Genomic DNA, 11,782 nt, shown 5'->3' on the forward strand with positions numbered 1-11,782 from the left:
AGGGCACGGTGGTCGAGCTTTCCGTTCGCGTTGAGCGGCATCGCCTCGAGCCCGACGTACGCCCCGGGCACCATGTAGCTCGGCAGGCTCCGCTGCAGGCGCCGGCGCAGTTCGGCGATGTCGACGGTCCGGCCGGCCACGGGGACGAGATAGGCGACGAGTTGCTTTCCACCCGAGGCGTCCTCGCGCGCCAGCACACGGACGTCCGCGACCGGCGCGTGCTCGGCGATCGCCTCCTCGATCTCGCCGGCCTCGACGCGGTAGCCGCGGATCTTGATCTGGCCGTCGCCCCGGCCGAGGAACTCGACCGCGCCGTCGGCGCCGACGCGGACCCGGTCACCGGAGCGGTACAGGCGCCCGCCCGGCGCCCCGTACGGATCCGGGACGAACCGTTCCGCTGTCAGGCCAGGGTGCCCCGCGTACCCGCGGGCGACCCCCGTGCCGCCGACGTACAGCTCTCCGGGCACCCCCGCGGGGACGGGTTCCAGCCGGTCGTCGAGCACGTACATCGTCACGTTCGGCAGCGGCCTGCCGATGGGCACCACCTCTGACGGTACGGGGCCGTCGACGGGGTGGACGCAGGTACCGACCGTGGCCTCGGTCGGGCCGTACTCGTTGATGATCCGCACGGACGGCGCACGTTCGGCCCACTCACGGACCACCCGGCGGGTCAGCGCCTCGCCGGCGACCACGAGCACCGACACGAGACGATCGGCCTGATCCGGGGACAGCCCCATGGTCAGCACTTCGAGATGCGCCGGGGTCAGCTTGATGAAGCTGTACGGCGCACCCTCGGCGAGGTATCCGGCGAGCGCGCTGAGGTCCAGGTCCTGGGGCACCATGTGTACCGCCTGACCGGCCAGCAGGGGAGCCCAGAGGTTCGGCACCACGAGGTCGAACGCGACCGAGGAGAACAGCGGCGCGCCGCCCTCACCCTGCGACGCCAGTTCCCGTACGGCCCACCGGACATGGTTGGCCAGACCGCGGTGGGTGATCTGCACGCCCTTGGGACGCCCGGTCGAGCCGGAGGTGTAGATGACGTAGGCGAGCCCGTCCGGATCGGCCTGTCGCTCCGGTGCCGTGGCGGGCCAGGAGCCGAGGGCATCCGGGTCCGCGTCGACGCACACGATCCGGCCCGCGAAGTCGAGGCCCGTCGCGTAAGCGGTCTGGGTGAGTAGCACGGTGGCGCCGGAGTCGGCCAGCACCTGCTCGATCCGACGCGCCGGGAACCCCGGGTCGATCGGCAGGTAGGCGGCGCCTGCCTTGCCCGTCCCGAGGAGACCCGCGGCCAGGTCCGTTCCCCGGTCCAGGAGGACGCCGACCACCGACTCCGGGCCCACGCCCAGCGCCCGGAGCCAGTGGGCGTAGCGGTTGGCCCGCGCGTCCAGTTCGGCGTACGACACCGGCGTGCGGTCGGCGAGAACGGCCACGGCGTCCGGCGTCCGGGCGGCTTGTGCCTCGAAGTCCTCGTATACGCAACGGGTCACCGGCTCGGCCGAGTTGACCGCCCAGTCGCCGAGCAGCAGCGCCCGTTCCTCGTCGGACACGAACGAGACGCCGGCCTCGCCCCGCGGATCGGTGGCCATCGCCTCGAGCACCGCGCGGAACAGGGCTCCGACGCGTTCGGTGTTGGCGGCGTTCAGCACCCGTGAGTCGGCCGTCAGGAAGACGCGCTGGGCGCGCGCGGAGACGGTGAGCGGGAACTCGGTCGGGCTGTCGTCGATACCGGCGGTGCTGTCGACCAGGTCGGTGTCGACCTGCCGGAAGTCCTGGTAGTTGAAGAACACGTCGATGAGGCGGCGGGCCTCGGTGCTCTGCCGCTGCACCGCGGGCAGCGGCAGCCGGCGGTGTGGCCAGGACGCGATCTCACGGTCGAAGACCTGCCGCACCAGGTCGACCCAGGTGCCCGACGGGCGGGTGAACGGTATGGGCAGGGTGTTGAGGTACATCCCGTAGACGCGTTCGACACCAAGTGCTTCGGGCCGTACGTCGTAGACGAGTCCGGCGTGGAACTCCTTCTCGTCCGTCAGCTGACCGAGCACTTTCAGGAACGCCGTCACCATGACGCTCTTCAGCGACGTCTTCGCCTCACGCGCCAGCGCCCGCAGGCCGGGCTCGAGGTCGACCCAGCCGATGTGGGTGCGGCAGGTGACGGGCGGCTGCTCGGGGCTGCCCCAGCCGTCCGGCAGCATGAAGCCCGGGTACCGCTCGACGACGTCCCGCCAGTACGCGATGTCCTCTGCGGAACGCAGCGCGGCCAGTTCGGCGGCGACGGAGTCGGCGAAGCGGACGGCCGGCCGCTCGTACGGCTCGGGCTCGAGCCCGTCACGGATCCGTCGGTAGGCCTGCAACAGCTCCATGAAGAGGGAGTGATAGCTCCAGCCCTCCATGATCGGGTGGCACTCGGTGATGGACATCCACCAAGAGCCGTCGCCGGTCGCGTGGGCGTGGAACCGCATCAGCGTCGGCCGGGGCAGATCGAACGGCCGCGCCCGCTCCGCCCGCACGAACTCCCGCAGGGCCTCCTCGCGTTCGGCCGGTGCCAGAGCGCTCAGATCCCGCACCGTGACCACCGCGGTGGCGCTGCGGTGCACGAGCTGCATCGGCACCGAGAACTCGGTGAGGTGCAGGGACGTGCGCAGCATTTCGTGGCGGGCGACGACGAGCCGGACGGCCTGCTCGAACGCCGACGCTGCGAAGGGCCGGTCGTCGAGGATCCGGAAGCTGCTGCAGTTGTGGTAGTTGTTGGCGCCGTCCTGGGCGAGCATCTCGATGACCATGCCAGTCTGGATCTGCGACAGCGGGTACGCGTCGACGACCCCGTCGGGCAGCTCCGCCCGGTCCTGCGCCGCGACCAGCTCGAAGGGCTCCACGAGCCGCGTCGCCGCGGTCCCGGCCTGCCCTGTCGACAGCAGCTCGCACAGCTCGGCCACGGTGCGCCGGTCGAAGACGTCGCGGACGGACAGCTCGAAGCCCTCCGAGCGCAGCCGCCCCACCAGGGCCACCGCGTGCAGCGAGTCACCGCCGAGCTCGAAGAAGCCGTCCTTGACGCCGACCCGTTCGACGTCGAGGGCCTCGGCCCATACGGCGGCGACCCGCTCCTCCAGAGGTGTCCTCGGCGCCACGTAGGTGTTGCGGGCGTACGAGTCCGACGCCGGGGCGGGCAGGGCGCGCCGGTCGAGTTTGCCGTTGGCCGTCAGCGGCAGCGCCGCCAGGGTGACGAACGCGGTCGGCACCATGTACTCCGGCAGGTCCCGTCCCAGCAGGGCGCGCAGGTCGGCCGGCTCCGGGGCGGTCTCGCCCACGGGGGCAAGATAGGCGACCAATTGCCTGGCACCCGGTGTGTCCTCCCGGATGACCACCACCGCGTCACGGACGTCCGGATGGGCGGTGAGCGCCCACTCGATCTCGCCGAGCTCGATCCGGTACCCGCGGATCTTGACCTGCGCGTCGGACCGGCCCAGGAACGCGAGGGCGTCGTCTCGGCGGCGGGCCAGATCGCCGCTGCGGTACATCCGTGATCCCGGCGGCCCGAACGGATCGGGTACGAACCGTTCCGCGGTGAGCGCGGGCCGGTTGAGGTAGCCGCGGGCCACGCCGGGGCCCGCGACATGGACCTCCCCCGGCGCCCCGGGGAGCACCAGGTCGCCCTGCGCGTCCAGAAGATGGATCTTGAGGTCGCCGAGCGGGACACCGATCGGATTGTCCACACCGTCGGCGATGTCGTCCGCGCCGACGGCATGGAACGTGGTGTGCACGGTGGTCTCGGTGATGCCGTACATGTTGGCCAGCAGCGGCCGCCGGGTGCCGAACCGCTCGGCCCACGGGCGCAGCTGGGCCATCTCCAGCTTCTCCCCCGCGAAGATCACCGCACGCAGCGCGAGCTGCGGGACCCGCGGATCGTCCTCGGCGGCGGCGGACACCAGCGACCGGAACGCCGACGGTGTCTGGCTGAGCATCGTCACCCGCTGCGCGACCAGGAGGTCGAGGAACTCGTCGGGTGCCCGCGTGACCTCTCTCGGAACGACGACAAGCGTGCCGCCGTGCAGCAGCGCGCCCCACATCTCGAAGACCGAGACGTCGAAGGCGAACGAGTGGGAGAGCGTCCACACGTCGTCCGGGCCGAACGTGTAGTGCTGGTCGGCCGTGCGCATCAGGCGCACCACGTTGTCGTGCGACAGCACGCACCCCTTCGGCCGCCCTGTCGAGCCGGAGGTGTAGATGACGTAGACGGTGTTGGCGGGGTCCGTCCCGGCCACGGGGTTCGTCCCCGACTCCCCCGCGAGGTCCTCGCGGTCACGGTCCAGGACGACGAACCGCCCGGTGAAGACGGGTCCGAGAAGGAGTTCACCCGCGGTGTCGGTCACCACCAGGTCCACATCGGCGTCGGACAGCGTGTAGCCCAGCCGGTCTCGCGGGTGCACCGGGTCGAGCGGCACGTAGCCGGCACCGGACTTCAGCACGCCGAGCAGCGTCGGGATCAGGTCGGGGCCGGGTTCCAGGCAGACGCCGACCAAGGACTCGGGTCCGACACCGAGGCGTCGCAGACGGTGCGCCAGCCGGTTGGCCCGGGTGTTGACCTCGCGGTACGACAGCGAGGTGCCGCCCGCGACCACGGCGGGCGCGTCGGGGGTGCGCTCGGCCTGGGCCTCGAACAGTTCGTGCACGCACGAGGTCACCGGTTCCTGGTGAGCCGGTTCGCCCACGAGGAGGGAGCGCTCGGCCGCGTCCATGACCTCGAGCCGGGACACCGGGACGCTGTCGTTCTCGACGGCGCCGGCCAGAATCTGTTCGAAGTGCCGGACCATGCGCCGCACCGTGTCGGCGTCGAAGAGCGAGGTGGCGTAGACGAACTGGCCCCTGAAGGCGTCAGTGCCCTCGTCGACCTGCAGCTCCAGGTCGACCTTGGCGATCTCGCCCGTCGCCCGGTGGGGCTCCAAGGTCAGTCCCGGCAGCTCGACGGCGGTGCCCTCGCCACGCTGGTGCAGGGTGAAGGCGACCTGGTAGAGCGGGGTGCGCGACATGTCCCGTGTCGGCTGCAGCCGGTCGACCAGCAGTGCGAACGGCACGGACTGGTGGTCGTAGGCATCGGCCACCGTGTCCTTGGCCTGCCCCACCAGCTCCCGGAACGTCGGATCTCCGGTCCAACGGCCGCGTAGGACGAGGCTGTTGATGCCGTAGCCGATGAGCCCCTGCAACTCGGGGCGAGTCCGGCCGGACATGACAGTGCCGACCGGGATGTCGGTCTGTCCCGTGTACCGGGCGAGGAAGAGCTGGAAGACGGTGAGCAGCACGACGAACGGCGTCGTCTCGCACTGTGCGGCCAACCCCCGTATACGCTCGGTCAGCCGGGGGGACAGGGTGAACTCGGCAACGGCGCCGTCACTGTCGCGCCGCTCGGGGCGCGGCCGGTCGAACGGCAGCTCCACCAAGGGCAGTTCGTCGAGCCGACGGATCCACTCGTTCAGGTCTGCGGTGAGGCGGCCGTCGGCCAGCTCCGCGTGCTGCCATGCGGCGAAATCCGCGTACTGCAGCGGCAGAGGTGCGAGCAGGGGAGCTCGTCCGCTCGCGTGCGCGGCGTAGAACTCGGTCAGTTCGGTGGTGACGACACCTGCCGACCACGCGTCGAAGGCGATGTGGTGGAAGACCAGGACGAGTACGTGGTCGTCGGGACCCACCCTCAACAGCCGGGCGCGCAGCGGCGATTCGTGCCGCAGGTCGAGCGGAGCGCTCGCGAGGCGGGTGACGGTCTCGTCGAGCCGTGAGCCGTCCACGTCCTCCACGGGCAGTTGGACGGCGGACGGCTCGTCGACGATCTGCACCGGCTCGGCACCGTTCAGTGCGTAGCGCGTGCGCAGGACCTCGTGCCGGGTCACCAGGTCTCCCAGCGCGGTCCGGAGCGCCTCGGTGTTCAGTTCACCGCGCAGCCGGAACGCGAGCGGCACCAGGTATTCGGGGCTGTCCGGGTCGAGTTGGTGCAGGACCCACATCTGCTGCTGTCCGAACGACAGCGGCAGCGGGCTCGACCGGTCGGCCCGGCCGATGGCGTTCCCTGCCGCGCGTGTGCCGTTGCGCAGCCGACGACGCAACAACTCGTTCCGCAGTTTCTCCCGCGTCTCAGTGTGCTCGCGCTCCGCGCTGCTCATGGCGATTCCAATCGGCTCAGGCTTCGGACGGGGCGGCTTCCATGCGGCGCCGCAGACTCAGCGGCCGCATGTCGGTCCATATCTCGCCGATGTGCGACAGGCAGTCCGCGCGCTTTCCTTCGGTTCCTTCCGCGGACCAGCCGGCCGGGAGATCACGGTCGACCGGCCAAATCGAGTACTGCTCCTCGTGATTGACCACGACGCGATACATCTGGTCTTCGTCTTCGGCCACCGGAGACTCCTTACGCACAGATGTTGGGATTTCCAGAGAATTCTCCGAGCGCCGATACTCCGCCTATACGCGGCCTATCCGGACCACAGACAAAACGCCCCGGACCGTGCGGTGCACGGTCCGGGGCGCGGGTCGTCGAATCAGGAAGTGGAGCCGAGGACGCTGGTGCGCCGCCGTGCGCTGCGCACGCCGGGCAGGACCCACGCTCGCTCGCCGAGCAGCGCGATGGCCGCGGGCAGCAGGACACCCCGCACGAGGGTCGCGTCGATGAGGATGGCTGTCGCCATGCCGACGCCGAGCATCTTGTACTCGATCGCGCTGAGCAGGACGAAGACGCTGAACACCCCGGTCATGATCGCGGCGGCGCTGGTGACGACACCGGCGCTGGCCCCGATGCCATCGACAACGGCGAACCGGGTCGACACGCCGGCCAGCCACCGTTCGCGAATCCGGCTGAGGATGAAGATGTGGTAGTCCATGCTCAGGCCGAACAGCAGGGCGAACATGAAGAGCGGGATCCAGTCCACGACGCCGCCGTAGGAGTGGAAGCCCAGCAGGGAGCTGAGATTGCCGTCCTGGAAGATCCAGGTCAGCACGCCGTAGGCGGCACCGATCGACAGCAGATTCAGCAGGATCGACACGAGCGGAATCGCCAGCGAACGGAAAGCCACGGCGAGCAGGACGAAAGCCAGCAGCAGGACGAAGGTGAACACCATCGGCATGGAGTCCCGCACCCGCTCCGTGAAGTCGTAGGCGAAGGCGGTCCGGCCCGAGACGGCGAATTCGGCACCGGAAATCTTCCCCACGGTGTCCGGCAGCACGTCCTTGCGCAGGGTTTCCAGCCCCCGGTTCGACCGGTCGTCGGTGCCCCCGCCCGCCAGGGGCACGCGCACGACCGTCACGTTGTCGACCCGCTGCACGGACAGTGGTTCGGCGAACAGGTCCGCGTGTGAGGCCACTTGGCCGTGCAGTTGCTCGATCGACCGGTCCAGGGCCGCACGCGACACATCGCCCGAGACGACCACCTTCGCCGGGGACGCCGCTCCGGGGAAGGTCTCCTGCATCCGCGCGGCCGCGTCCACCGTGGCCACACTGCGCGGGAGACTGTTCGTCGGGCCCGCGTCCTGTAGGCGCATGCCCATCGCGGGCAGTGCCATCACCAGCAGCGCCAGCACGGCCGCGCCACCCCACAGCACGGGCCTGCGCACGACGGCCTGCGCCACCGCGAACCAGACCTTCGACCTGCCGGCCGCGGTACGACGCCTGCCCAGCCACGGGACCCGCAGCTTCTCGACCCGGTCGCCCAGCAGTGCGAGCAGCGCGGGCAGCGCGGTGACCGACCCCAGCACGGCCAGGCCGACCACGACAGCCGTGCCCACCGTGAGGCCGCGGAAGTTGTCGAGGCCGGTGAAGAGCAGGCCCGCGATGCACAGGATGACGGTGAGACCGGCGACGATGACGACCCTGCCCGAGGTGCGTGCGGCGATCTGCAGCGCCTCACCGACCGACTTTCCGGCAGCCCGCTCCTCACGTTCCCGGCGCAGGTAGAACAGCGAGTAGTCGATGCTCACCGCGACGCCCACCAGCAGGATCATCGACGAGGTGGCGCTGTTGACCGACATCACCTTGCCGATGGCGGCCATCAGCCCGAACGTGGCGATGGACGTGGTCGCGGCGAGCAACAGCGGAATCGACGCCGCGAGGAGCGAGCCGAACACGATCAGCAGGATCACGGCCGTCAGAGGCAGCGAGAAGGTCTCCGCGCGGCCGAAGTCGTCCTGCACCCCGTCGTCGACGGCACGGTTCAGACTCCGGTCGCCAGCCTGGGCCAGACGGATCTCCGGGTGGCGCTTCTCGACCTTCGCCACCGCGTCGACGACGGCGGTGAAGTGCTCGGACATCTGTTTGTTGGGGCCGGCCACGAAGAAGGTGACCAGCCCTGAGTGGCCGTCCTTGGACACCTGAGCGTTGTCGTCGAGGGGAGAGCGCAGATCGGCCACGGCGCCGGGCAGACCACGCAGTGTCGTCACCAGGTCCTGGGTCGCGGCGCGCATGCCGGTATCGTCGGCGAACGCCCGGCTCTCCGGTCCCTTTCGCTGGATCAGCACGTTCTCCAACGACGGTTCGTAGCTCTCCTGATCGCGCAGGACCTGTTGCGCCTGCCCCGATTCGCCGGGGTCCCGTCCGAGTGCGTCGTCGCCGGGCACCAGTCCGCTGGCGACGACCGCGACTAAGACCAGGGCCAGCCAGCCGAGCAGCGCCTTGGCCCGGTGGCCGATGGACCACGCCACCAAACGCTGGATACGCGGCACCGCGGGGCGCTCACGCTGCTCGTCACGGTGACGCGGTGGCGCCTCTGACTCGCTCCGGGGCATGAGACAATTCCTTTCAAGAATGAGTGATCCACAGGAACTCGCCCAGCGGCGAGGTGACGCTCGTTCTCACCAGGTCGCCGAGTTGCCCCTCGGCGACCTGGAACAGCTTGCTACTCAACGTCCTTGAGGATGCGTTCGAGCGACTCCAGTCGCTCCTGCATCGAATCCAGCTGGCCCCGGGTCTGCCCTAACTGTCCGGTGATCTCGGCCAGTTGGCGCTCCATCCCCTCCTGCACCAGAACAGCCCGGTCGGCGATGGACCGATACTCCTTCTCTCGTGCCAGTTGAGCCTTTGCCCTCCACGTCGCGGCGAGCTGCCAGATGCCCACCGTGACCACGCTGATCACCAGAATGAAAACTCCGATGACGCCGATGATCTCCTGCCAGTCACTGGAGCTCATACGCTTGTTCCTTTCACTGGTGTGCTGAGAGTGGTGGCCGCCTCAGCGATCGCTTGCGGCGTCAGTCGCACCTCGAACGGAACGACTTCGTAGAATTTCATCGCCTTGCCGTCCTCCGAGACCTCCATCGAGGCCGAGACGAGGCCGGCGTGCTCGAGTTTGCGCAGGTGCACCTGGAGCAGGGGCCTACTCACCCCCAGCTCGCGTGCCAGCTCGCTCACGTACTGCCGCTCGCCAGTGAGGGCCGCCAGCACACGCAATCGGTGCGGGTTGGCCAGGGTGGCCAGCACCTGGAGCAACCGGTCTCCCGGAGACTCGTCAACCGTCATGCGCCCTCCTTACCTAGGCACCTGCCAACTGAAGTTAGCACATGCCAGGACGCATGTCACCCACCGGAGGCTTCGGTCCGGATGCGGCGGGCGCGTGACGATCATCCGGTCGACCCCCGGATAGCCGGAATAGCCGCCATATCGGCACCTCGAAAAGAGTCGTAAATCTACGAGGACTAACGATCAATCGGAGCAAGCGTGACCGTACTGGAATCGAAGAGTATTCCCAGGATCGGAGCCGGAGAGGCAACAGCACCCAACCTGCACAAGACATTCTTCGTTTTCCTCGGACTTTCCGAGGACGAATGGATGCGGGAGTGTAACGCCAGCTACAAGATGCGCATCAAGTTCGTCAACTGGCGCACGGCCGGCCGCGGCGAGTCAGCACCTCGACAACTCGGCTCCGGAAGCGGCCACTTCTACCACCTCTTCGGTCTGCTCCCCACGCAGGGCGGCCTGACCGAACGAGCCGTACGACTAAACCTGCTTTCGCGAGCCTCCAGTCATGGACGCGAAACTCGGCCCCGCGGCATGCCGACGGGTCCCGGTGGACCAACTACGCCTGGCACTTCGACGCCCAGCTCGTCGCCGACTTCCTCCGCCGATTCGCCACGCAGAAACAGGGTGCGGTCCGGATCGAGGGAGAGATGACCGACGCCGACATCGACCAGCGTGGGCACATCACGGCGTTGCGCACGAAGGACGGTCACGTCATCGAAGGCGATCTGTTCGTGGACTGCTCGGGTTTCCGGGGGCTGCTCATCAACAAGGCGCTGCGCGAGCCGTTCCTGGACATGAGCGACCATCTGTTGAACGACAGCGCAGTCGCGACCGCCGTGCCGCACGACGACGCCATACACGGCGTCGAGCCCTACACCTCGTCCATCGCGATGAGCTCCGGCTGAACCTGGAAGATCCCCATGCTGGGCCGCTTCGGCACCGGCTACGTCTACTCGAGCCGGTTCGCCACACAGGACGAGGCGACGGAGGAGTTCTGCGCACTGTGGGGGCTCGACCCGCGGGAGCAGCCGCTCAACCACATACGGTTCCGCGGGGGCAGGAACCGGCGTGCGTGGGTCCGCAACTGCGTCAGTATCGGCCTGTCGTCCTGCTTCCTCGAACCACTGGAGCCGACCGGCATCTACTTCATCACCGCCGCGCTCCACCAACTCGCCAAGCACTTCCCCGACAGGCGGTTCGATCCCGCCCTGATCGACTCGTTCAACCGTGAGATCGAGACCATGTTCGACGACTCACGCGACTTCCTGCAGGCCCACTACACCCTGGCCCCGCGGAACGACACTGCTTTCTGGCGCGCCTGCAAGGATCTCGAACTCGCGGACGACATCAAGCACAAGATCGCCGCGTATCGGACGGGCCTGCGCTTCTCCGGCCTCGACCAGCTTCCCGATCACCCGCTCCCGTCCATGGCGTTCCGCCCTGAGGCGTCGCAGGGAGCCGAGGCCGTCTTCGCACAGATCAAGGAGAAGCAGGCCACGCTCCTCAAGGAACTCCCCACCACCTATGAGCACCTGCGGGAACTGCACGGCCGTTGATCCGGGCACACACGTCATCGCCACGCGGTGGCGGCACCCGGAAGGTGCCCCCACCGCGACCGGTACGGCGTGATGTCACCCCGTCCGACCAACGACCAGCCCCTCCCGCAAGGGGAGTACCTGCTCGAAGTCGGCGGTCAGGATCGCCTGATGCGCGCTTCGCAACGCCGGCCCCGGATCCACCCCCAGCTGCTCCCGCAGCAGGGCGCACCCCGCACGGAAGGTCTCGAAGGCCTCGGCCTGCCAGTCGCTCAGGTACAGAGCGATCATCAGTCTGGCCCGGAACGTCTCTCGCAGCGGGTGGGCGCTCACCATCTGCGAGAGTTCCCCGATCAGCTCGTGATGCCGTCCCAGCACCAGGTCCGCATCGATCCGGCTTTCCAGTACTTCCATGCGGGCCAGTTCGATCCTGGTCCGTTCGTTCTCGACCAGCCGCTCGGTCACCGCGGTGAGGGTGGGACCGCTCCACAGAGCGAGTGCGGCACGGAAACTGGACGCCGCCCTTTCGGCATCCCCCTCGCGCGCCGCGGATCGACCCTCCTTGGCCAATAAGTCGAATTCATCCAGATCGAAACGTGCGTCCCCTCTCTCCATTCGATATCCGTGGCCGCGCCGAATGATCGTCGCACCGTCACGCAGATGACCGCGCAGCCGAGAGGCATAGGTGTAGATCTGCGCCTGGTACGTGACAGGAGGCCGCCTCCCCCACAGGACCTCCCCCAGGTCAGAGTCAGAGACGACCC

At 68.7% G+C, this 11,782-nt stretch carries 7 protein-coding genes and 1 pseudogene; 2 read left to right on the plus strand and 6 right to left on the minus strand.

The annotated features are described in order from the left end of the window. The 5 genes from KN815_RS03725 to KN815_RS03745 all read right to left on the minus strand — a co-directional run. The coding region (locus KN815_RS03725) for a non-ribosomal peptide synthetase (RefSeq protein ID WP_216340134.1) at positions 1–6,146 on the minus strand (6,146 nt) is incomplete at its 3' end. Between the two features lie 16 nt (positions 6,147–6,162). Continuing rightward, positions 6,163–6,378 carry an MbtH family protein gene (locus KN815_RS03730; protein WP_216340137.1) on the minus strand — a complete coding sequence of 72 codons (216 nt, stop codon included), beginning with the start codon at positions 6,376–6,378 and terminating at the stop codon, positions 6,163–6,165. A 140-nt stretch (positions 6,379–6,518) separates the two neighbouring features. Beyond that, complete coding sequence (locus KN815_RS03735; RefSeq protein WP_216340139.1) at positions 6,519–8,753, minus strand: MMPL family transporter; 2,235 nt, start codon at positions 8,751–8,753, stop codon at positions 6,519–6,521. Positions 8,754–8,863: 110 nt separating this feature from the next. Beyond that, the gene (locus tag KN815_RS03740) at positions 8,864–9,154 is read right to left on the minus strand and encodes a hypothetical protein (RefSeq protein WP_216340141.1); all 291 of its coding nucleotides are present in this window, start codon (positions 9,152–9,154) and stop codon (positions 8,864–8,866) included. Beyond that, the gene (locus KN815_RS03745) at positions 9,151–9,483 is read right to left on the minus strand and encodes an ArsR/SmtB family transcription factor (protein WP_216340142.1); all 333 of its coding nucleotides are present in this window, start codon (positions 9,481–9,483) and stop codon (positions 9,151–9,153) included. The genes KN815_RS03740 and KN815_RS03745 overlap by 4 nt, the downstream gene beginning before the upstream one ends. A gap of 198 nt (positions 9,484–9,681) precedes the next feature. On the opposite strand from KN815_RS03745, the gene KN815_RS49965 reads away from it, so the two are divergent. Both KN815_RS49965 and KN815_RS03750 read left to right on the plus strand, forming a co-directional pair. Further along, on the plus strand, positions 9,682–10,134 hold the full coding sequence (locus KN815_RS49965; protein WP_253208735.1) for a tryptophan 7-halogenase: 453 nt from the start codon (positions 9,682–9,684) through the stop codon (positions 10,132–10,134). Then, positions 10,020–11,039, plus strand: a pseudogene (locus KN815_RS03750) (tryptophan halogenase family protein); the annotation flags it as partial. The gene KN815_RS49965 and the pseudogene KN815_RS03750, both read left to right, overlap by 115 nt. A 75-nt stretch (positions 11,040–11,114) precedes the next feature. On the opposite strand, the gene KN815_RS03755 reads toward KN815_RS03750, so the two are convergent. Beyond that, positions 11,115–11,782 (minus strand): AfsR/SARP family transcriptional regulator (locus tag KN815_RS03755; RefSeq protein WP_216340144.1); only part of this gene is annotated, 668 nt, incomplete at its 5' end.

Source organism: Streptomyces niphimycinicus (assembly GCF_018883605.1).
GTDB lineage: Bacteria > Actinomycetota > Actinomycetes > Streptomycetales > Streptomycetaceae > Streptomyces > Streptomyces niphimycinicus.